The organism is Bradyrhizobium sp. BR 10261 (genome assembly GCF_019455395.1).
Lineage (GTDB): Bacteria > Pseudomonadota > Alphaproteobacteria > Rhizobiales > Xanthobacteraceae > Bradyrhizobium > Bradyrhizobium manausense.
This window is the reverse complement of the sequence record NZ_JACOFQ010000025.1, coordinates 61151-82458: the sequence shown is the minus strand read 5'-3', so window position 1 is coordinate 82458 and position 21308 is coordinate 61151. Positions and strand designations below refer to the sequence as shown.

Genomic DNA, 21308 nt, shown 5'->3' with positions numbered 1-21308 from the left:
TGCTGGGCCATGCCACTCCATCTGATCAAGCTTGCCGTCGGCTGCGACTCCGTCAAGGAATTGAAGGCGTGGGTCGCCGAACGGATGCAGACAGCCAAGAAAAAAGGCCTGCCGCAACACCACATCCACATCACCCGCATGGTGCCGAAGCGCGACGCCGAGCTTCTCGCCGGCGGATCGCTTTATTGGGTCATCAAGGGCGAGATCGCCGCGCGTGAGAAGATCATCGGCATCGAGCCATTCCGCGACAAGGATGGCATCGGACGCTGCCGGATCGTGATGCAGCCGAAGGTCATTTCGGTGTCACCGCGACCGATGCGTCCGTTCCAGGGCTGGCGCTATCTCACCGAGGATTCCGTGCCGCCCGATCTCGGCAAGTCGGCCGCGGGCACCATCGCGGCGATGCCTGAGCCGATGCGGCGGGAGCTGCGCGATCTCGGACTGCTCTAAACCGCGACATTGTCGATCAGCCGCGTCGTGCCGAGCTTGGCGGCGACCAGGATCCGCAGCGGCCCGTCGTTGCGCGACGTGACAGGGGCCAGCGTCTTTGCGTGGCGCACCTCGAAATAGTCGAGTGCAAAGCCGGCAGCCGCGATGGTCTCGGCGCCACGGGCCATCGCGGGTCTGATGGCTTCGCCGGCGTGAATGCGGCCGGCACTGTCCTTCATAGCGCGGTAGAGCACTGTCGCGGTCTGGCGTTCCTCGGGCGAGAGGTAGACGTTGCGGGAGGACATCGCGAGCCCGTCGCGCTCGCGCACGGTGCGGGAGCCGATCACCTTCACGCCGAGGTCGAGGTCGCGTGCCAGCTGCGTGACCACGCGCAATTGCTGAAAGTCCTTCTCGCCGAAGATCGCGACGTCGGGCCGGCATTGCGTGAACAGCTTGCCGACGACGGTGGCGACGCCGCCGAAGAAGTGCGGGCGGAAGCGGTCCTCGAGGCCGGCCAGCGCCGGTCCCTCCGGGACGATGCGAGTCGCAAAACCCTCCGGATACATCGCCTCGACGCCGGGGTGCCAGACGATGTCGACACCCTCGGCTGCGAGCTTGGCGATGTCGGCTTTCCAAGTCCGCGGATAAGCGCCGAAATCCTCCGATGGCGCAAACTGCGTCGGGTTGACGAAGATCGATACGACGACGCGGCTGCCGCGCCGCTTGGCGAGGCGCACCAGCGACACATGGCCGTCATGGAGTGCCCCCATGGTCGGCACCAGCGCGACCGTGGCCTTTCGCTTGCGAAGATTGTCGACGGCGCGTCGCAGGGCGGGCACCGTGCGGGTGATCAAGGGGCTTGGTGACATCAGAGCTCGGGAAGGTTGGGGGTGGGCGCCGCCAGCCGCGCAGCCGGCTAACCTTAACAAGCGCCGGCTGTGGACGCCATGCATCGACATCGTGCACAGCACGTTCTGCAGCGAGGATGTCGCGCCATTGTGGGCTGGATCACGGAGGCGAGGCCGCGCGCGATTCATGATGACCATTATCGCCCTGTGATTTCGTTATCCTGTCACGCATTTCACTTGACCGCAGACGCGGCCAAATCGAAGATATTGCTTAAGGGGTGTTGAGGATCGCCATGCTTGTGCAGGCTAGCCAAAGCCAATCCGGCTCGGCGCACGTTGTTGTGCTCGGCAATGAGAAAGGCGGCTCCGGCAAATCGACCACCGCCCTGCACATCGCGGTTGCGCTCCTGAAGGCCGGTCAGCGCGTCGCCACCATCGACCTCGACTGCCGCCAGCAAAGCTTCACTCGTTACATCAACAACCGGTCCGCCTGGGCGCGCCGCACCAGGCTCGACCTCGAGTTGCCGGTGCATCGCTGCATCAAGCTTGGCGAGACCATGCTGATCGCCGAGAACGAGAATTCCGAGTTCCAGCAGTTCATGGAGGCGGTCTCGGCGGTCGAGAGCCGTTTCGACTTCATCGTCATCGATACACCCGGCACCGACAGCTATTTGATGCGGCTGGCCCATTCGATGGCCGACACGCTGGTGACGCCGATCAACGACAGCTTCCTCGATTTCGACGTGCTCGGTACCGTCGACCCCACCAACTACGCGGTAACAGGGGAAAGCCATTACGCCGAGATGGTGCGCGATGCCAGGCGCAAGCGCCGTCAGCTCGACGGCTCGACCACCGACTGGATCGTGGTGCGCAATCGCCTGTCGATGCTCGGCTCGCGCAACAAGCAGCTCGTCGCCGACGGGCTGAAGGATTTGTCGCTGCGGCTCGGCTTCCGCTACGTCGACGGCTTCGCCGAGCGTGTCGTCTATCGCGAGTTCTTTCCGCGCGGCCTGACCGCCCTCGACGAGATCGACGAGGCGACGCTCGGGATGCGACCCAATCTCGGCCACCTCACGGCGCGGGAGGAGGTCACGAGCCTGCTGCGCCAGCTCAAACTGCCGCTCGACGAGCGGGGCCGGCGACGTGCGGCAAATCGCGCCGAGTGGTTCAGCCAGGTGGACAAACCGCTCGAGGTCCACGACATCCTCGGCGCCTAGCGCGGTAAGTCGCTACTTCCGGTCGACCATGGCCCAAGCGGTTCCCGCGGGAACCCGTCGGGCCTGAAGTTTGTTTTCACCTAGCATTCACCGTGAAATTGAACCCGATCGTGACGGGGTGCGTCGGGTGGTCATCTGTATCTGGTCGTAGCGGTATCAGAACGCGGTGCCCACCAAACGTGTGCGTCGCACAATGAAAGGGCTGTCGGTTCACAATATTTAGCCTTCCTGTCACGCGCCTGTGACATATATTGGGGAATAGGCGACCAGGGGCCGAAGAGCCTCGGAAGAAACACGATTTTCAACAGGGATCAGGCCGCACGGCCTGGGGCTGAGGACGAAAATGAAGCGTGGAATTGCCGTTCTGGTTTCTGTGGGAGCCCTCTTCAGTGTCGCCTATTTCACGGCGAGCAAGTGGGCCATCAAGCACGAGACCATCACCTTCTACGACGCTTCGCGCGACAATCGTCCCGTGCCTGTCGACATCGCAATCCGTCGCGACAAGGAAATGCAGGCCAATGCCGGCATGATCACGCTTCCGGTCGCGGTGATCAATCACGGCAACACCGTCAAGAACACCGAGTACGGCTTCCTCGCCAACATCTTCGCTGCGCGCGGCTACATGGTCGTGAGCCCGCAGCACGATTTGCCGACCGATCCGCCCATGGTGACCAAGCCCGGCGAGCTCTATGTCGGCCGTCTGCCGCAGATCCTGCGCGGTGTCGCCAATATTCATCTGGCAATGCAGGAGATGAAGAAGGTTCAGCCCAACGCTGACTACACCAAGGTGACGATGGTCGGCCATTCCATGGGCGGCGACATCACGATGTATTTCGCCAAGCAGTATCCGGACGAGGTCAAGAAAGTCGTGACGCTGGACAATCTCCGCGTCCCCTTCGTCACCGCCGGCAAGTTCAAGATCCTGTCGTTCCGCTCCCACGATCCGCAGTTCAAGACCGATCCGGGCGTGCTGCCGACCGACGAGGAGTGTGAGAAGGCCGGTATCCAGGTCGTGAAGACGGACTTCCAGCACAACGACATGCGCGACACCGGTCCGGACGATGCCAAGAATTCGATCCAGGGCATGCTGGATAAATTCCTGAGCGATACCGATAGTTCGATCGCGCCGGTCGACACGACGTCGTCGCCGCCGAAGGTGCTGGAGCCCGGTCCGGTTGCCCTGATGGCGCCCGCCAAGAGCTGATCCTGGAACGGCTGATCCTGGAACGGCTGATCCTGGAACGGCTGATCCTGGACAGCTGATCCGAGAAGAGCTGATCTGAAGAGCTGACCGAAACAAGTCTCAAAGCCTCCGCCGGCCCCGACTGCGGAGGCTTTGCACATTGACCGGGCAGGGCACGCTATCCACATTGGTGGCGAGGCACCAAGGGCAATGCCAGATGTCCGGCGATTCCATCAAACCGCGCCATAGCGATCCCCTGTCCGAGCGAGCCGAGAACGACGGCGCGCTGCCGCAGGCAAAGACCTCGACCTCCGAGGATGTCGCCGCCTTCGTCGCCAAGGCGCGTGCATTGTCTCCGCATGCACCGGGTGCGAAGGGCCGCTTGATCTTTGCGCTGGATGCGACGATGAGCCGGCAGCCGACCTGGGACATGGCCTGCGCGCTTCAGGCTGACATGTTTCGCGAGGCTGCGGCGCTTGGCAGCCTCGACATCCGGCTGGTCTACTATCGCGGCTACAATGAATGCCGCGCGACGGGGTGGATTTCCGACAGCAGCAAGCTTGCAACACTGATGAGCAAGATCGATTGCCGCGGCGGCGACACCCAGATCGGCAGAGTGCTGACCGATGCGCGGCGCGAGGCGGTTAGATCAGGCGTACGTGCCGTGGTCTTCGTCGGTGACGCCATGGAGGAGAAGGTCGACGCGCTCTGCGCCATGGCCGGCGAGCTCGGCATGCTGAAGGTGCCGGTGTTCCTGTTTCAGGAAGGCCATGATGCGGTCGCCGAACAGGCCTATCGCGAGATTGCGCGTTTGACCGGCGGTGCCTGGTGCCGGTTCGATCCGGGCGCGGCGGCACAGCTGCGCGAGCTGTTGCGAGCCGCCGCCGCCTATGCCGCCGGCGGCCGCGAGGCATTGCTGCGATTGGCGAAGACAACGGGCGGAGCTGCACAGTTGATCGGACAGATGAAGTGAGGCTGGCCCTTCCGGTTCGGCGCGACAGCATGCTTTTTGGCAATTGGGCGACTATATTCACGCCATGACTCTGATCGCCGGCGTTGTCGCCGTTATCACGCTCTATTTGTTGCTCCAGATGTTCCGCGCCGCCAATCCGGCGGTGCTGGCGCGCACCATCAAGCTAGGCGGCGGTGTAGTCGCGCTCGCGGTCGCCGCCTTTACCGGCTTGAGGGGCGAACTGGCGGTGGCGATCCCGCTCGGACTTTTCGGAGCCGGACTGCTCGGCTGGACGCCGCTCGCGAATGCGGGCTTTGGCAATGTCGGAGGGCTGTTCGGTGGTGGCGCATCGCGCTCATCCGGTCGGGCCTCGCGCGTGCGATCGCAATTCCTGGATATGCGGCTCGATCACGATTCCGGCCAGCTCTCGGGCGAGATCGTCTCCGGGCCGTATGCCGGGCGCAGCCTCGACGAGTTCGATCTTGCCGGCCTGCTGGCGATGGTCCCGGCGTTCGACGCCGAGAGCGTGGCCCTACTTGAAAGCTATCTGGACCGCCGGTTTCCCGCCTGGCGTCAGAACGCGCAGGGCAACGCGGCAGGGGGGCAGCGCCGCACGGCGCCGAGCGGCAAAATGACGGCGGAGGAAGCCTATCAGATCCTTGGCTTGCAGCCGGGAGCGGGGCGCGACGACATCAGCCGGGCGCACAAATCCCTCATGAAGAAACTGCATCCCGACCAGGGGGGCTCGACGTACCTCGCTGCCCGGGTAAACGAGGCCAAGGATACTCTGCTTCGTACGCATAACGGCTAACTCCGGCACTACGCCACAAACGCCCGTACCGCGTGAGCTTGCTTGCTCTGTTTGCCGTCGCCCCGATGCCCGCCATTGTCGGCGTGGTCGATCCCTTGGGTAAAGTTTTAACCGTAAATTCTTGACGAGAGGTTGTCGTGGAACAGCCTGCAGCGCCACCACGTCCCCAAAACAAAAAAGCCCGCGCAAGGCGCGGGCATTTTGATTCGAAAGGATCGAGAGATCAGTTGCGGACGGTCATGCAGGAGATGTCGGCACGCTTCAGCGTCCTGCATACCGCTTCGGCCTGGTCCCGTTCGAGCCCGGCAAAGCGGGCGCGGTAGAGCTTGCGATTGTCCCTGGCGACGACTGGCTCGGTGAACGGATCGGCCTTGCTGAGCAGGCCACGGGCCGAGCTGCGGGCAGCTTCAATGCGCTGCTGGGCCTCGCTCTCGCTCTCGAGCGCGCCGACCTGCACGATCCAGCCGCTATGGGTGACGGCCGGCTTGCTGGCGCTCATTTGGATCGGCTGCGGCGCCGGATCGGCGGAGGCAAGCTTGGCAGCCGGCGCGGGCGCCGGTGCGGCGACGGTGGTTGCCGGCAGCACGCCAAGAATGCCGTTGCCGGTGCCGAAGCCTGCCGGCTGCGGCGGCAATTCGGCTCGGGCGGGCTCCGGCTTGTTGACGATGTCGGCCCTGGCGACGACGGCGCCGGACGTCTCGGCGACGTCACCGCGGGCTGGAATCGTGTTGGTGACTTGCGGTGCGACCTGCGTCGGGGCGGCGGAGGCGACCTTGACTGCGCCGGCCTTGACCTGAACCGTCTTGACCCGGACCGGCTTCATCGGCTCGGACGAACCCGGAATGAGGGCAATTGGCTGGCTCGAGATCACGCCGTTGGTGAGAGGCGCCGGCTCGATCTTGGACTCGGTGGGCTTGGCTTCAGGCTTGGGCTGCACCGGCGGCATCGCCGCGGTTGCAGCCGCCAGCGCCGCAAAGCGCGAGGCCGGACGCGGCGCGGGGGCCTCGGCAGCAGGAGCGGCCGCGACCTGGACAGGCGGGACGGGGCGTGCCGGGGTCTCCGATGCATCGGCGACGTCGGTGCTGGCATCGGCACTATTGCGCTCGGTCACTGCGGCAACCGTGTGGGTGGTTGCGCCCTTCTCGAGATTCTCTGCGAGCAGATTGCGCATGATGGCATCGCGCGAGCCGCCGCTGCGACCGCCAAGCACGACGCCGATGAGATAGCGGTTGCCACGGCGCATCGAGGTGACGAGGTTGAAGCCGGAGGCGCGGGTGTAACCGGTCTTGATGCCGTCGACGCCCTCGACGCTGCCGAGCAGGTGATTGTGGCCGCGGATCTGCTCGCCACGCCAGGTGAACGAGGTGGTCGAGAAGTAGCGATAGTAGCGCGGGAAGCGCTCCTGGATGGCGCGGCCGAGCGTCGCCTGGTCGCGGGCGGTGGTCACCTGCTCGTCGTTGGGCAGGCCATTGGCGTTGCGATAGACCGTCTTGGACATGCCGAGCGCGCGCGCCTTGCGCGTCATCATCGCGGCGAAATCGTTCTCGCTGCCGCCGATCGCTTCCGCGATCGCGACAGCGGCGTCATTGGCCGAGCGGGTGACGAGGCCCTTGATCGCGTCTTCGACGCGGATGGTCTGGCCGGCACGCAGGTTCAGCTTGGTCGGATCCTGGTCGGCGGCGTGCTGCGACACCGGCAGCTCGGTATCGAGCTTCATCTTGCCGGACTCCAGACGCTCGAACAGAAGATAGAGCGTCATGATCTTGGTGAGCGAAGCCGGATGGCGAATGCCGTCGGGGCTGATCGATTGCAGCACGGCACCGGAATTACCGTCGACGATGATCGACGCGAATTGCGGGCTGTAGCTCTCGGAGGCCTCGTGATGCACCCGGTGGTGCGCATAGTGGCGCCGATAGCGCCGTGCGTCGGCTGCATCGGTCGTGAAGATGACGGCTGTGGTGACCGTGAGAAACCCGAAAACGCCAACCCGCGCCAAGCGCGAGGAAGACCAGTTGCTACGAAGCATGGAACCCCGTCCCCGTTTGTGACTTGATCACCGGCTCGTGAGGCGAAATTGTGCCCTGCGGACCCGGGATCATTACCTGCTCAGGCTGTCCCTCCGCTGGTGTTCACTGCGGGGGACGTTGGGCCTGAGCCGCTGTTCTGGCTAAGGTGATGTTCTCACACGGCTTTTGGCCGCCTGCGGAAGTGAACACGTCCAGGGAATCAGGGTAGGGGACGGCGGTTTCCAAAAGCTTAAGAAACCCTTGCGGGAAAGCCCGGGAATTTCCGTAAGTGGCGTCGACTTTTGTGCGCCGCACAAGATTCTTGACTTTTTTGTGCATTGCACTAATTGTGGGCAGAGTCAGGGAGCCGGGGCTTCCGGACGCGAGCCAGGGAAAAAGGATTCCAAGATGTTCAAGGTTGAAGACTTCCAGAACTACGGGAAAGAGCATTTCGAGACCTACGTTGCCTCCGCAACCTCGGTGCAGCACGGCCTCCAGGCGATCGCCAGCGCCTATGGCGACTACACCAAGAAGTCGTTCGAAGACACCAAGTCGTTCGTCGAGAAGCTTTCCGGCGTGAAGTCGCTGGACAAGGCGCTTGAAGCGCAGACCGATTTCGCCCGTTCCGCTTACGAAACCTTCGTCGCGGAATCGCAGAAGATCGCAGGCCTCTACAGCGACCTCGCCAAGCAGGCGTTCAAGCCGGTTGAGACGGTCGTGTCGAAGTTCACCCCGGCTGCCCAGTAATTTTCTGAACTCCTGATCACAAGGCCCGGCTGCATCAGCCGGGCTTTTTTATTTTGCACGAGGCTCTCTTTGCATAGCGCTCGCGGTGTAGGTCCGCGGTGAGCGTGATGTTCGGCAGCGCGGACGTATCGACGAGCAGCGCATTGAAATAGGCGTCCGCCTTCGTCAAAGGCGGCTGTCAGCGGGCCGGCGAAATACGACGACGGCGTCATTGTGGTCTTGCTGGATCTCACGCCACAGCGTTGAACAACGGATGAAGCGGACCGTAGAAATCCGGAGGAATGGCCGTGCCGAAACGTCGAGGTCATGTCGATGTCAGGTTCCTGATCAGCATGTTCCGAACAGGCGGGCGGGAAGTTTTTGTCAAACCGGTCCGGATTGACTAACCTTGTCCAGGATCGCCCGGACCGGGAATCGGGGCGCCGCGGCCGCATCGGCTGGGCCTTTGCACGCTTGCGGCGAGCCGAGGGCGGGCCCATATTGCCTGCAATCGATCCGGCTCGACCGGACCGGTTGGAAGCGGCGATCCGACAAGGCGGCGCGCCGGCGCGAGACCCACGCGTGTGGGCGGCGCGGCGGACCGTCAGACGCTTCCGTGGGGAATTTGAACGCCTGAGCCATGCTGCAATTGACTTCCAGACTCGACCTGTCCGCGGCGGCTGCCGCCCATGCTCCCCGGATGAGCAACGACGAGAACCGTTCCGGTGGCCCGGCGGGTCCGAACACGTCTGTCATTACCAAGGTCAAACCTAAGACCAAGCGGCCGAACCTCTATCGTGTGCTGATCCTGAACGACGACTACACGCCGATGGAGTTTGTGGTCCATGTGCTGGAGAAGTTCTTCCAGAAGGACGTCGAGGCCGCGACCAAGATCATGCTGCATGTCCATCATCACGGGATCGGCGAGTGCGGTGTGTTCACCTACGAGATTGCCGAGACCAAGGTGACGCAGGTGATGGATTTTGCCCGCAAGCACCAGCACCCCCTGCAATGCGTGATGGAAAAGAAGTAACCGCGCGTTCGAATCCGGCGTTCTTTGGAGTGCTTCTGTTCGCGCGGTGTGTGACGTCAGCGCAAGCCGCGGCGTGATCCGGCCGACTCAGCGCCGGCGTCTGTCCTGCCCAAATGGGCAGTTTTGCCCAAATCGGAACGGGTTTTGCATCGAGGATGCGGTGGGCGCGCAATGCCCGTAGAGTCGCGGAACCGGTCTTTTGCCGCGATCTTGTATAACTATATGTGACAAAGGTTGTTGTTGCCTGACCGGGCGATGGCGATCATGATGGTGGGGGCCATAGAGGACGCGAATGCCGACTTTTTCCCAAAGCCTTGAACAATCCCTGCATCGTGCGCTGGCGATCGCCAATGAGCGTCATCACCAATACGCGACGCTCGAGCATCTTTTGCTCTCGCTGATCGACGACTCCGATGCAGCCGCGGTCATGCGCGCCTGTAGCGTCGATCTCGACAAGCTCCGCACGAGCCTCGTCAATTATCTTGAGACCGAATTCGAGAATCTGGTGACGGATGGCGCCGACGACGCCAAGCCGACCGCCGGCTTCCAGCGCGTGATCCAGCGCGCGGTGATCCACGTGCAGTCCTCCGGTCGTGAAGAGGTGACCGGCGCGAACGTGCTGATCGCGATCTTCGCCGAGCGCGAGAGCCATGCCGCGTACTTCCTGCAGGAGCAGGACATGACGCGCTATGATGCCGTCAACTATATCAGCCACGGCATCGCCAAGCGGCCGGGCGTCTCCGAGGCGCGTCCCGTGCGCGGCGTCGATGAGGAAACCGAGACCAAAGGCAACGAGGACTCCAAGAAGAAGGGCGAGGCGCTCGAGACCTATTGCGTCAACCTCAACAAGAAGGCGCGCGACGGCAAGATCGATCCGGTGATCGGACGCAATTCCGAGATCAACCGCGCGATCCAGGTGCTGTGCCGCCGGCAGAAGAACAATCCGCTGTTCGTGGGTGAGGCCGGCGTCGGCAAGACCGCGATCGCGGAAGGCCTCGCCAAGCGCATCGTCGACAGCGAAGTGCCGGAGGTCCTGGCAGCCGCCACCGTGTTCTCCCTCGACATGGGCACGCTGCTCGCCGGCACGCGCTATCGCGGCGACTTCGAGGAGCGCCTGAAGCAGGTGCTGAAGGAGCTCGAGGCGCATCCCAACGCCATTCTGTTCATCGACGAGATCCACACCGTCATCGGTGCGGGTGCGACCTCGGGCGGGGCGATGGACGCCTCGAACCTGCTCAAGCCGGCGCTCGCCTCGGGCACGATCCGCTGCATGGGCTCGACCACCTACAAGGAATATCGCCAGCACTTCGAGAAGGACCGCGCGCTGGTGCGGCGCTTCCAGAAGATCGACATCAACGAGCCGACGGTCGAGGACGCCATCGCCATCCTCAAGGGCCTCAAGCCTTACTTCGAGGACTACCACCGGCTGAAATACACCAATGAGGCGATCGAGGCTGCGGTGCAGCTGTCCTCGCGCTACATCCACGACCGCAAGCTGCCCGACAAGGCGATCGACGTGATCGACGAGTCCGGCGCGGCGCAGATGCTGGTGGCCGAGAACAAGCGCAAGAAGACGATCGGCATCAAGGAGATCGAGACCACGATCGCTTCGATGGCGCGGATCCCGCCGAAGAGCGTCTCGAAGGACGATGCCGAAGTGCTCAAGCATCTCGAGCAGACCCTGAAGCGCACCGTGTTCGGCCAGGACAAGGCGATCGAGTCGCTTGCCGCGTCGATCAAGCTGGCCCGTGCCGGCCTGCGTGAGCCGGAGAAGCCGATCGGCTGCTATTTGTTCTCGGGTCCGACCGGCGTCGGCAAGACCGAAGTCGCCAAGCAGCTCGCGGCGACGCTCGGCGTCGAACTGCTGCGCTTCGACATGTCTGAGTATATGGAGCGGCACACCGTGTCGCGGCTGATCGGCGCGCCTCCCGGCTATGTCGGCTTCGACCAGGGCGGCCTGCTCACCGACGGCGTCGACCAGCATCCGCATTGCGTGGTGCTGCTCGACGAAATCGAGAAGGCGCATCCGGATCTCTACAACGTGCTGCTCCAGATCATGGACCACGGCCGGCTCACCGACCACAACGGCAAGCAGGTCAACTTCCGCAACGTGATCCTGATCATGACCACGAATGCGGGCGCGGCGGATCTGGCGAGGCAGGCGTTCGGCTTCACGCGCTCCAAGCGGGAAGGCGACGACCACGAGGCGATCAACCGGCAGTTTGCGCCGGAATTCCGCAACCGTCTCGACGCCATCGTCTCGTTCGGTCATCTCAGTGTCGAGGTGATCGGCACCGTGGTCGAGAAGTTCGTGCTTCAGCTCGAGGCGCAGCTCGGCGACCGCGACGTCACCATCGAGCTGTCCGAGCCCGCCAAGACCTGGCTGATCCAGCACGGTTATGACGAGCAGATGGGCGCGCGGCCAATGGCCCGTGTCATCCAGGAGCACATCAAGAAGCCGCTGGCTGACGAGGTGCTGTTCGGCAAGCTCAAGGGCGGTGGCCACGTTCGCGTCGTCCTGGTCAAGGACGAGGCCGACGAGACCAAGGAAAAGATCGGCTTCGAGTTCGTCGAGGGGCCGGTCACCCCCAAGCAGGAAAAGCTGCCCGCCCGCAAGCGTCCGCCGGGCAAGCCCAACAAGCCGGGCGGCCCCGGCGGCTCCAAGGGGCCGACCTCGAAGGGCCCGCTGGTCAAGGCTTGATCGGCGCATCATGAATCGACAAGGCCGGCTGAAGAGCCGGCCTTTTTTTGGGTGGGGGTCTGTGTCAGGCGGTGTTACTCGCCGCGCAGGCGCTGATCGTCCTGCACACGGACGTGCTCGGCGCCGCGTGCCCCGGCCGGCGATAGCCGCAACATGCTCAGAACGGCGCCGCAGAGCGCAAATCCGACGCCGGCGAGGAGCGCGATCCGGGTCCCGTCAACCGGGTAGCGGCCAAGGAAAAGCGCAACCAGCGCAGCGCCTGTGGTCTGGCCGAGCAGGCGCGCGGTGCCCAGCATGCCGCTGGCGCCGCCCGAGCGCTCACGCGGGGCGGCGGCGATCATGGTGCGGTTGTTGGGCGTTTGAAACAGGCCAAAGCCGAAGCCCGCCAGCGCCATCCGCCAGACCACGTCGAGCGGGGTCGGACTTGCCGGCAGGAAAGCGAGCGCGCCGAGGCCACAGGCAAACAGCATCAGCCCGATGCCGCCGAGCAGGCCGGCCGGATAATGCTCGACCAGGCGGCCGGCGAGGGGAGCCGCGCACGCCACTGCGATCGGCCATGGCGTGATCAACAGACCCATATGCACGGCCGAATAGCCGAAGCGGCTCTGGAGGTAGAAGGGGATCGCGACGAAGGCCAGCATCTGCCCGCAGAACGAGGCGATCGAGGTCGCGATCGACAGTCCGAACACCGGGATGCGCAGCAGATCGACCGGCAGCAGCGGCGACTTCATGTGCGTCTCGCGATAGATGAGGAGCGCGCCGGCGACGATCGCAATCGCGAACTGGACGAGGCAGGTGAGCGTCGCCTCGCCATGACCGACGCTGTCGATCGCGGCGATGCCGACGCCGAAGGTGATCGCCGAGAGCGCCGCGCTCTGCCAGTCGAACGAATGGTTCGCCAGGATCGTGTGCGGCAGGCTGCGCAGGCCGAGCACCAGCGTGACCACGCCGAGCGGCACATTGATGGCGAACAGCCAGGGCCAACTGCCGACCGCGAGGATGCCGGCGGCGAGCGTCGGCCCGACCGCGGCGGAGAAGGCGACGACCAGCGCATTAAGCCCGATGCCGCGGCCCAGCAGGCTGCGGGGATAGGTGAAGCGGACCAGCGCCGAATTGACGCTCATGATGCCGGCTGCGCCGAAGCCCTGGAGGATGCGCGCGATCGTGAGCAGCGGCAGCGTGTGCGCCAGCGCGCAGAAGGCTGAGGCGAGCGTGAACAGCGCAAGGCCGACCAGATAGACGCGGCGATAGCCGACAATCTCGCCGAGCGATGCCAGCGGCAGCAGCGAGATCGTGATCGCAAGCTGATAGCCGTTGACGATCCAGATCGAGAAGGCCGGGCTCGCGTTCAGGCCGGTCGCGATCGTCGGCAACGCAACATTGGCGATGGCGCTGTCGACGACGGCCATGATGATGCCGAGCGCAATCGTCAGCACCGCCTGGTTGCGCTGTGGTTGCGGCAGGCCGTCGGCATGCTCGATCGGGACAGACGACATTGTGGGGGCGTGCTTGATTCGAGCCGTGAGTGTCCCCTCGATTAGGAAATTGCGCTGTCCATCGCAACCCGGCAGGACACGGGCGGTTCCTGTGCCGGAAGCAGGTCTGGCGGCGCTGGGGACATGGATCTGCGCGCTGTTCGCACACTCACCAGCGCGACGTCGCCTTGCCGTAGATGTAGAGCGCTATCAGCCCGATCGTGACGGCCGTAGAGAAAATTACGATGCGGCGATCCCAGTCGATCCGCGTCCGCTCTGCACGGTCGAGATTGAGGGCTGTGAACAGAGCCTTCATGGCAAATCGGCGCATCGGGCTGCCTCGTGGGGCCAGCATGGTGCCATGGTAAGCGTGGACCGGATTGATGCAGCTCAAGCCGGCTCTTACCGGGGAGCCGATCACACCGGCGGCGGATTGCGGTCGGAGAAGGTCCCGCGCTGGTGCCAGTACGGATAGGGCAGCGTCACCTTGCTCGCCGCGTCGAGCTTGGCGACCTGGTCCTTGGTCAGCGACCATCCGACCGCGCCGAGATTCTCGCGCAATTGCGTTTCGTTGCGGGCGCCGATGATCAGCGTCGACACGGTCGGGCGCCGCAGCAGCCAGTTCAGCGCGATCTGCGAAACGCTCTTGCCGGTCTCCCTGGCGACCTCGTCGATCGCGTCGACGACGCGATAGACGTGTTCGTCTGGCACGGGCGGCCCGAAATCCGCAGTCTGGGGCAGGCGGCTCACTTCAGGCCTCGGCTGGCCGCGGCGGATCTTTCCGGTGAGGCGGCCCCATCCGAGCGGTGACCAGACCACGGCACCTAACCCCTGGTCGAGGCCGAGCGGCATCAGCTCCCACTCATAGTCGCGCCCGACCAGTGAATAGTAGGTCTGGTTGGCGACGTAGCGCGGGAAGCCGTGCTTGTCGGCAATGGAGAGCGACTTCATCAGGTGCCAGCCCGAGAAATTCGAGACGCCGACGTAGCGGATCTTGCCGGCGCGCACGAGCACGTCGAGGGTGCTGAGCACCTCCTCTGGCGGCGTCATGGCGTCAAAGCCATGAAGCTGGAACAGGTCGATATAGTCCGTGCCGAGACGGCTCAGCGAGCCGTCGATGGCCGCGAGCAAATGCTGGCGCGATGAGCCAATGTCATTGGGGCCGTCGCCAAAGCGGAAGGTTGCCTTGGTGGAGACCAGCACCTTGTCGCGCCGGCCCTTGATGGCTTCGCCGAGCACGCGTTCGGATTCACCGAGCGAATAGACATCGGCGGTGTCGAACATCGACACGCCGGCTTCCAGACAGATGTCCAGAAGGCGCCGCGCTTCGGGCGCGTCGGTCGTCCCCCAGGCCGCGAGGCGGCCGACGCCGCCGAACGTGCCCGTGCCAAGGCTCAAAGCGGGCACCATGAGGCCGGATCGGCCCAAGCGTCGGTGTTCCATCGAACTGCTCCTCGGCTAGCCGCTGATTGATTGGCGCGGCCTTGTGGAGAGATCGTAATGCAAGCAGATGTGTTGTCCTACGGCGCGTTGACATACCCGCCTTGCTCGCCGAATGGCCTGGTCGTGCAGACGCACGTCATCGAGTTGGCCGGATCCTAATGCCGTAGCTGGCTTTGCCTGTAGTCGCGCGGCGACATCCCGAAATGCTCGCGGAAGACGCGGCCGAAATGCGAGACGTCGTTGAAGCCCCATGCAAACGCGATCTCGCTGATGTGGCGATGGGCGAGCAGGGGCGAGGCGAGGTCGCGCCGGCATTGCGCGAGACGTTCGGCAAGCACATGGCGTTGGAATGAAGTGTCCTCGTCGGCGAGGAGGTCGTTGACGTAGCGGGGCGAGACGCCGAGAGCAGCGGCCGTTTCGGCCAGCGAGAGATCGGGATCGGCAAGGCGCGCGCGGATATGCGCCTTGAGCCGGTAGAGCAGGGCGGAGCGATGCGTCGAGGACGGCAGTGATGTCCCGCCAAGCCGTTCGCTCAGCGCCATCGCCAGCAAGTCGACCGCCTGCTCGGAAAGGGCGGCTGCACTGCTCGGCGCGAGCCGATCCGCGCTTTGGCAAAGCTTGAAGATGAAATCATAGGCGAGCCGCTCGAGCGGCGCATCGGTTCCGAACGTGATCGCGGTGAGCGTCTCGGTGCCGCCCAGCCGCCGCTGCAGCATCTCGCGCGGCACCTTGAAGATGGTTTGGGAGAACGTATCCTTGAACTTCAACTCGTAGGGACGCGTGGTGTCGTAGAGCGCGAACTCGCCGGGATGGATCACCGTCTCGCGGCCGTCCTGCTCCACCCCGCCATCACCGCGATTGCCGAGTGCAACGAGGACATAGTCCTGATCCGAACGCGCGATGCGCGAGGGCGTGCGGAAGACGTGCTGGCGCTCGGAGCAGACCTCCGAGCAGACGGCTTTGCCGAGCGGGGCCTGGGTGACCGAGCCGTGAAAGGCGCTGCCGAGGTCGGACTTGCAGTCGAGCCCGACGAACACGTCGCAGACGATGTCCTGCCAGAGAGCAAGCCGCCGGTAGCCGGGGCTGCCGTCTGTCGTGAACTGGATTGTCATTGTCAGGCCTCCCCTTCACGTCCAGCAACCGCATGGGTGACACAGATCATGCCTGATTGCAGGCAAGTTCCATACCGGGTCGCGCTCCCTATTCGTGTTCTTGCCAGTCGAGTTTTTGTTCCGCCGTGGTCGAGCGCGGCCGCCCGGCTTGGCCCAATAGACTGCATCGGACGTGGTTTTGGATCAACCGGCAAGGGAGGCGGCAATGGGCATCGAACATCCGAAATACAAGGTCGCGGTGGTGCAGGCAGCGCCAGCCTGGCTCGATCTCGACGCCTCGATCGACAAGTCGGTCGCGCTGATCAGGGAGGCCGCCGAGAAGGGCGCCAAGCTGATCGCGTTTCCGGAAGCGTTCATCCCCGGTTACCCCTGGCATATCTGGCTGGACTCGCCGGCCTGGGCGATCGGCCGTGGTTTTGTGCAGCGCTACTTTGACAATTCGCTGGCCTATGACAGCCAGCAGGCGGAGCGACTGCGCGACGCAGTGCGGAAAGCTCGGCTCACCGCGGTGATCGGCCTGTCCGAGCGCGACGGCGGCAGCCTTTACCTGGCGCAATGGCTGATCGGACCCGACGGCGAGACCATCGCAAAACGCCGCAAATTGCGGCCGACCCACGCCGAGCGGACCGTGTATGGCGAGGGTGATGGCAGCGATCTCGCGGTCCATGCGCGGCCCGACATCGGCCGCCTCGGCGCGCTGTGCTGCTGGGAGCATCTCCAGCCGCTGTCGAAATACGCGATGTACGCCCAGAACGAGCAGGTGCATGTCGCGGCCTGGCCGAGCTTCTCGCTCTATGATCCGTTCGCGCCGGCGTTAGGGGCAGAGGTCAACAACGCCGCCTCGCGCGTCTATGCGGTGGAAGGCTCCTGCTTCGTGCTGGCGCCCTGCGCCACGGTATCGCAGGCCATGATCGACGAGCTCTGCGACCGGCCGGACAAGAATGCGCTGCTGCATGTCGGCGGCGGGTTCGCCGCGATCTACGGGCCCGACGGCAGCCAGATCGGCGACAAGCTCGCGCCGGACCAGGAGGGCCTGCTGATCGCAGAGATCGATCTCGGCGCCATCGGCGTCGCCAAGAACGCAGCCGATCCCGCCGGGCATTATTCGCGCCCCGACGTCACGCGGCTGCTGCTCAACAAGAAGCCGTACAAGCGGGTCGAGCAGTTCACGCTGCCGGTCGACACGGTCGAGCCGGTGGAAATCGGCGCGGCAGCGAGCTGATCGCTGCGATCGAGGGGAGGGTATGATTATGGAATCCGCAATTCCCGCGCATCTCGAAACCCCGCGCACGCGTCACAAGCGCGTGCCTGATGATTATCAGCCGCCATATCCATCTTTCGTGGCGCGCTACAAACCCGGAGTGAGCCGCGTGGTGATGGCCTATTTCGGAGTGCAGCATCGTGGAGCGCTATCGGCGGCTGCGACGGAAGCGCTCGCCGAAATCGGCAGGCTGTATGCCGGTGAGGGCGGTCCCACGCATTGGGACCGCGCGCACTATGTCGACCAGGCCGGACACGCCAACATCGTTTCGGTGGCCTATTGGGACGACATTGCACGCTTCGACACCTGGTTTGCGCCGGCACGTGAGGCGTGGACCGGAAAGTCGCGCGATGGTATCGGCACCTTCATCGAGGTGTTGCGCCCCGCGGTGGCACGGCACGAGACGCTATTCTCCTCGTTAGGCAGGCCCGAAGGCGTTGCAGCTATCGCCGAGGGCATGAGCGGTGAGGTGCAGGAGCATGCTTATTGGGGCGGCATGCGCGATCGCATTCCGCTGTCGCAGACCGACCCGATGTCGCCTGGTGGCAATCCTGAGCTGATCCGTGACGGTGCACGCCTGCGGGTGAAGGCGCACGACAATCTCTGCCTGATCCGCTCCGGGCAGGACTGGACCGATACGGAAGCGTCGGAACGCAAGCTCTATCTCGACGATGTCGAACCGGTGCTGCGCGAGGGCATGGATTTCCTGCGCGACGACGGGCTCGGAATCGGCTGCTATGCCAACCGCTACATGCAGGTGCTCTCGGCTGACGGCAAGGCAAGTGAAAAATCATACGGCCAGAGCTGGTGGAGGAGCTTGGCTGCACTGGAGCGCTGGGCGGAATCGCACCCGACCCACGTCAAAATCTTCGGCGCGGCGATGAAATATCTCTCGACGCTGGGGCCGTCAGCGAAGCTGCGGCTTTATCACGAGGTTACGGTGGCGGCTGCCGATGAGCAATTCTTCGAATATCTGAACTGCCATCCGAAGACGGGAATGCTTGCGGCGGTCGAGACGGTTGCCGCTTAGAGCATGATCCGGAAAAGTGTGAAGCGGTTTTCCCTCGCGACATCAGCGGAACGCGTTTGCGCGGAGATCATGCTCAAACAATAACCTAAAGCGCGATGATGATTTAACCCAATCTCATCGCGCTTTAGGCGACGCAGTGGCCGAGCAGCTCCGGATGCACCGCGCAAATGTGATGCGCGCCGGCATCCCTGAGCTCGGCCTCGCTGCCATAGCCGTAGAGCACGCCGATCGCCGTCATGCCGTTGGTCCGGGCACCGACCACGTCATGGCTGCGGTCGCCGATCATGATGGCACTGGCAGCGTCGACCTTGGTCTCCTCGAGCGCGTAGCGCAGCAGGTCGCGCTTGTCGACGCGGGTGCCGTCGAGCTCCGAACCGAACACCCGCTCGAAATATGGTTTCAGGCCGAAGTGCTCGATGATGCGGCTTGCATAGACAGCGGGTTTGCTGGTCGCGACGAACATGCGCGCGCCCGTTGCGGCGATCGCCGCCAGCGTGTCGTGGATGGCCGGATAGGGTGTGTTCTCGAACAGACCGACCTCGGAAAACCGTTCGCGGTAGAGCAGAAGCGCCTGGTCGGCCAATGCGTCGGTTCCGGTCAGCTTCTTGAGGCTGGCATGCAGCGGCGGCCCGATGCACCAGGTCAATTCATCCTGGCTAGGGACCGCTTGCCCAAGTTTTTTCAGGGCGTACTGGATCGAACCGGTGATCCCGGGCTTTGGATCGGTCAGCGTACCGTCGAGATCAAAATAGATTGTCTGCATCCTGGCCGGGCTCAACGTTGCTAATTCCCGCCGTTGCTAGTTGCCTTGGGGGCCGAGTTCAAGGGCCGAGTTTGGGAGCGACATGGCATTCGTCGGGGCTCAGAAGCTGATCTGGTGGCTGCTCGCGGCGGCGTTCGTTTGCACGCCGGTGCTGGCCGAGGATGCTCCGGTCCCTCCGACGCAGCTTGGCCCCGAGGCGCCGGCAAAACCGGCAGCGAACGAGCCTGCGCGCGAGAGCGACACGCGGGAGTCGATCTGCCTGATCGTCGAGGCCGCCGCGCGTGATGCCAATCTGCCGCTGGAATTCTTCGCCCGTGTGATCTGGCAGGAGAGCCGTTTCCAGGTCGATGCCGTCGGACCAGTGACGCGCAGCGGCGAGCAGGCGCAGGGGATCGCGCAGTTCATGCCGGGGACCGCGAGCGAGCGCGGGCTTCTCAACCCCTTCAATCCGGTTCAGGCGCTGCCGAAATCCGCCGAGTTCTTGAACGAGCTGCGCAACCAGTTCGGCAATCTTGGCCTCGCCGCCGCCGCCTACAATGCCGGTCCGCGGCGGGTCCAGGAATGGCTCGCGGGCACTGGTCCCATGCCGGAGCAGACGCGCAATTACGTCTATGCCATCACTGGCGCGAGCGTTGATACATGGGCCAAGGCCGGCAGCAGCGGCAAGGGACCGCCGAGCGCGCCGCCGACGAGCTGCCGCGACCTGATGGCGCTGCTGAAGCGCGCGCCGAACCCGTTCGTCGCAGAACTCGAGCAGCATGTCGAGCTCGCCGCTGCGAAGATCTGGGGGGTTCAGCTGGCCGCGGGCTTCGACCGCAACAAGGCGCTGGCGATGTACTCCCGTGCCGTCACGCGCCTTAGCGGCGTGATCGGTGAGCGCGATCCGAGCCTGCTCAGTTCGGTGGTGCGCAGCCGCGGCTCGCACGCTTTCTACCAGGTGCGCATTGGTGCCGATACGCGAAGTGAGGCAGATGATTTATGCAACCGCATTCGCAAAGCGGGCGGCGCATGTTTTGTGCTGAAGAACCGCGGCGTGAACGGATAGGCGGTGCGCCTCTCACCTCTTGTCATTGCGCGGCGCCCCGGAATGACGGCCGTTGGCTGTACGCGCATGCCAGCCCCGCCGCGGGCTTCCTTGACGAGGCGATCCGCATTGCCCGTTATGCAGGCACGATTCCGCAACCCTCGGCCAAGCTCCCGTGGCGCTCCCTCCGCTCGATTCCCTGCAATGGCAAAGTTCCTGGCGCGCCTTCGCCTGGGGAGTGCGCTCGATCACGCAGACGATCCTCACGCTCGTCCTGTTCGCGACCTATCTCGGCATCGGCGCGCTCGCGCATGACACCCATTTCAGCCTGCTCTGGGCGCTCTGCTCGACCCTGTTCGTTTGGGCGGGGCCGGCGCAGATCATCCTGATCACGACGCTCGGCTCCGGCGCCACCATCATCCAGTCGGCGATCGCGGTCACGGTCAGTGCGATCAGGCTGTTTCCGATGGTGGTCTCGGTGCTGCCCCTGATGCGCACGCCGACGACCAAGCGGCGCGAGCTGTTCTTTGCAGCCCATCTCACGGCGGTGACGCTGTGGGTCGAATGCCATCGCTTCCTGCCGCTTGTGCCGCGCGAGCGGCGCATCGCCTTCGTCAACGGGCTCGGCTTCGGCCTGGTCTCGGTGTGTCTCACCGCAAACACGGTCGGCTATTTCCTCGCCGCCAATCTGACGCAGGCATTGGGCGCCGCGATCCTGCTGCTCACGCCGCTATCCTTCCTGTTTTCGACCGCGCGCAACAGCCGCGAGGTTGCCGACGTGGTCGCACTTGCGCTCGGCATCTTGCTCTATCCGCTGGCGGCGAAGATGAACTCCGGCCTCGATATCCTCGTCAGCGGCGTGGCCGCCGGCACCATCGCCTATGGCGTGCACTGGTGGCGCGAGGTGCGCGCATGAACGCTGCGCAACTGATCGGCGATTGGCATGCGCTGGTCGTGCTGTTCGTCGCCGGGGTCGTGCCCAACCAGATCTGGCGCATGCTCGGCCTGTGGTTCGGCGGCGGCATCGATGAGGGCTCGGAGCTGCTGGTTTGGGTGAGGGCGGTCGCCACCGCGATCCTCGCCGGCGTCATCGCCCAGATCGTGGTCCAGCCGCCCGGCGCGCTCGCCAGCGTGCCGGATGGCTTGCGCTATGGCGCAGTGGCCGCCGGCCTCGTCGTCTTCCTGCTGACACGCCGTTCGATCTTCGCGGGCGTTGTCGCCGGCGAAGTCTTCATGCTGGCCGGCAAGTGGTGGTTGGGCTAAAACCACCAGCGAATAGCCAAGGAACCGGAAA

General features: G+C 64.3%; 20 protein-coding genes. 13 read left to right on the top strand and 7 right to left on the bottom strand.

Annotated features, from left to right (window positions below; translation table 11 throughout):
* Nucleotides 1–9 precede the first annotated feature (9 nt).
* On the top strand, nucleotides 10–450 hold the full coding sequence (locus tag HYH07_RS26355; RefSeq protein ID WP_220005230.1) for a DUF1489 family protein: 441 nt from the start codon (nucleotides 10–12) through the stop codon (nucleotides 448–450).
* On the opposite strand, the gene panC is transcribed toward HYH07_RS26355, so the two are convergent.
* Nucleotides 447–1298, bottom strand: coding sequence for a pantoate--beta-alanine ligase (gene panC / locus HYH07_RS26350; protein WP_220005229.1), 852 nt, complete (start codon nucleotides 1296–1298; stop codon nucleotides 447–449). The two genes, HYH07_RS26355 and panC, sit on opposite strands and share 4 nt — an antisense overlap.
* A gap of 272 nt (nucleotides 1299–1570) precedes the next feature.
* Between panC and HYH07_RS26345 the strand changes: the two genes are divergently transcribed.
* From HYH07_RS26345 to HYH07_RS26330, 4 genes are all read left to right on the top strand, one after another.
* Nucleotides 1571–2494 (top strand): division plane positioning ATPase MipZ, encoded by a 924-nt coding sequence (locus HYH07_RS26345; protein ID WP_220005228.1) that lies wholly within the window; start codon nucleotides 1571–1573, stop codon nucleotides 2492–2494.
* Between the two features lie 343 nt (nucleotides 2495–2837).
* A complete protein-coding gene (locus HYH07_RS26340; protein WP_057751481.1) occupies nucleotides 2838–3698 on the top strand; it encodes an alpha/beta fold hydrolase in 861 nt (286 codons plus the stop codon).
* A gap of 196 nt (nucleotides 3699–3894) precedes the next feature.
* Complete coding sequence (locus HYH07_RS26335; RefSeq protein WP_220005227.1) at nucleotides 3895–4650, top strand: VWA domain-containing protein; 756 nt, start codon at nucleotides 3895–3897, stop codon at nucleotides 4648–4650.
* A 64-nt stretch (nucleotides 4651–4714) separates the two neighbouring features.
* Complete coding sequence (locus HYH07_RS26330) at nucleotides 4715–5440, top strand: DnaJ domain-containing protein (RefSeq protein ID WP_220005226.1); 726 nt, start codon at nucleotides 4715–4717, stop codon at nucleotides 5438–5440.
* Between the two features lie 223 nt (nucleotides 5441–5663).
* Here HYH07_RS26330 and HYH07_RS26325 read toward each other — a convergent pair whose 3' ends face one another.
* The gene (locus HYH07_RS26325; protein WP_220005225.1) at nucleotides 5664–7466 is read right to left on the bottom strand and encodes a serine hydrolase; all 1803 of its coding nucleotides are present in this window, start codon (nucleotides 7464–7466) and stop codon (nucleotides 5664–5666) included.
* A 388-nt stretch (nucleotides 7467–7854) separates the two neighbouring features.
* Between HYH07_RS26325 and HYH07_RS26320 the strand changes: the two genes are divergently transcribed.
* The 3 genes from HYH07_RS26320 (at nucleotide 7855) to clpA (ending at nucleotide 11906) form a co-directional block, all read left to right on the top strand.
* A complete protein-coding gene (locus HYH07_RS26320; RefSeq protein ID WP_057751475.1) occupies nucleotides 7855–8193 on the top strand; it encodes a phasin family protein in 339 nt (112 codons plus the stop codon).
* Nucleotides 8194–8872: 679 nt separating this feature from the next.
* Nucleotides 8873–9205 carry an ATP-dependent Clp protease adapter ClpS gene (gene clpS / locus HYH07_RS26315; RefSeq protein ID WP_027530069.1) on the top strand — a complete coding sequence of 111 codons (333 nt, stop codon included), beginning with the start codon at nucleotides 8873–8875 and terminating at the stop codon, nucleotides 9203–9205.
* Nucleotides 9206–9497: 292 nt separating this feature from the next.
* Nucleotides 9498–11906, top strand: a complete 2409-nt coding sequence (gene clpA / locus HYH07_RS26310; protein ID WP_220005224.1) for an ATP-dependent Clp protease ATP-binding subunit ClpA — start codon at nucleotides 9498–9500, stop codon at nucleotides 11904–11906.
* Nucleotides 11907–11980: 74 nt separating this feature from the next.
* Here clpA and HYH07_RS26305 read toward each other — a convergent pair whose 3' ends face one another.
* From HYH07_RS26305 to HYH07_RS26290, 4 genes are all read right to left on the bottom strand, one after another.
* Complete coding sequence (locus HYH07_RS26305) at nucleotides 11981–13402, bottom strand: MFS transporter (protein WP_220005223.1); 1422 nt, start codon at nucleotides 13400–13402, stop codon at nucleotides 11981–11983.
* Nucleotides 13403–13550: 148 nt separating this feature from the next.
* Entirely contained in the window at nucleotides 13551–13712 is a 162-nt protein-coding gene (locus tag HYH07_RS26300; protein WP_167353994.1) for a hypothetical protein, read from the bottom strand.
* 86 nt (nucleotides 13713–13798) lie between these two features.
* A complete protein-coding gene (locus HYH07_RS26295) occupies nucleotides 13799–14824 on the bottom strand; it encodes an aldo/keto reductase (RefSeq protein ID WP_220005222.1) in 1026 nt (341 codons plus the stop codon).
* 155 nt (nucleotides 14825–14979) lie between these two features.
* Entirely contained in the window at nucleotides 14980–15936 is a 957-nt protein-coding gene (locus tag HYH07_RS26290; RefSeq protein WP_220005221.1) for a helix-turn-helix domain-containing protein, read from the bottom strand.
* 205 nt (nucleotides 15937–16141) lie between these two features.
* Here HYH07_RS26290 and HYH07_RS26285 point away from each other — a divergent pair, with 205 nt between their 5' ends.
* Together HYH07_RS26285 and HYH07_RS26280 are read left to right on the top strand one after the other, a co-directional pair.
* The gene (locus HYH07_RS26285) at nucleotides 16142–17158 is read left to right on the top strand and encodes a carbon-nitrogen hydrolase family protein (protein WP_220005220.1); all 1017 of its coding nucleotides are present in this window, start codon (nucleotides 16142–16144) and stop codon (nucleotides 17156–17158) included.
* Nucleotides 17159–17186: 28 nt separating this feature from the next.
* The gene (locus tag HYH07_RS26280) at nucleotides 17187–18227 is read left to right on the top strand and encodes a phenylacetaldoxime dehydratase family protein (RefSeq protein ID WP_220005219.1); all 1041 of its coding nucleotides are present in this window, start codon (nucleotides 17187–17189) and stop codon (nucleotides 18225–18227) included.
* A 124-nt stretch (nucleotides 18228–18351) separates the two neighbouring features.
* On the opposite strand, the gene HYH07_RS26275 is transcribed toward HYH07_RS26280, so the two are convergent.
* The gene (locus HYH07_RS26275; RefSeq protein WP_220005218.1) at nucleotides 18352–18990 is read right to left on the bottom strand and encodes an HAD family hydrolase; all 639 of its coding nucleotides are present in this window, start codon (nucleotides 18988–18990) and stop codon (nucleotides 18352–18354) included.
* Nucleotides 18991–19072: 82 nt separating this feature from the next.
* Between HYH07_RS26275 and HYH07_RS26270 the strand changes: the two genes are divergently transcribed.
* From HYH07_RS26270 to HYH07_RS26260, 3 genes are all read left to right on the top strand, one after another.
* Nucleotides 19073–20035 carry a lytic transglycosylase domain-containing protein gene (locus tag HYH07_RS26270; protein ID WP_220005217.1) on the top strand — a complete coding sequence of 321 codons (963 nt, stop codon included), beginning with the start codon at nucleotides 19073–19075 and terminating at the stop codon, nucleotides 20033–20035.
* Between the two features lie 154 nt (nucleotides 20036–20189).
* Nucleotides 20190–20930 carry an AzlC family ABC transporter permease gene (locus HYH07_RS26265; RefSeq protein WP_220005216.1) on the top strand — a complete coding sequence of 247 codons (741 nt, stop codon included), beginning with the start codon at nucleotides 20190–20192 and terminating at the stop codon, nucleotides 20928–20930.
* Nucleotides 20927–21277, top strand: a complete 351-nt coding sequence (locus HYH07_RS26260) for an AzlD domain-containing protein (protein ID WP_057751453.1) — start codon at nucleotides 20927–20929, stop codon at nucleotides 21275–21277. The genes HYH07_RS26265 and HYH07_RS26260 overlap by 4 nt, the downstream gene beginning before the upstream one ends.
* The last annotated feature ends 31 nt before the right edge of the window (nucleotides 21278–21308 follow it).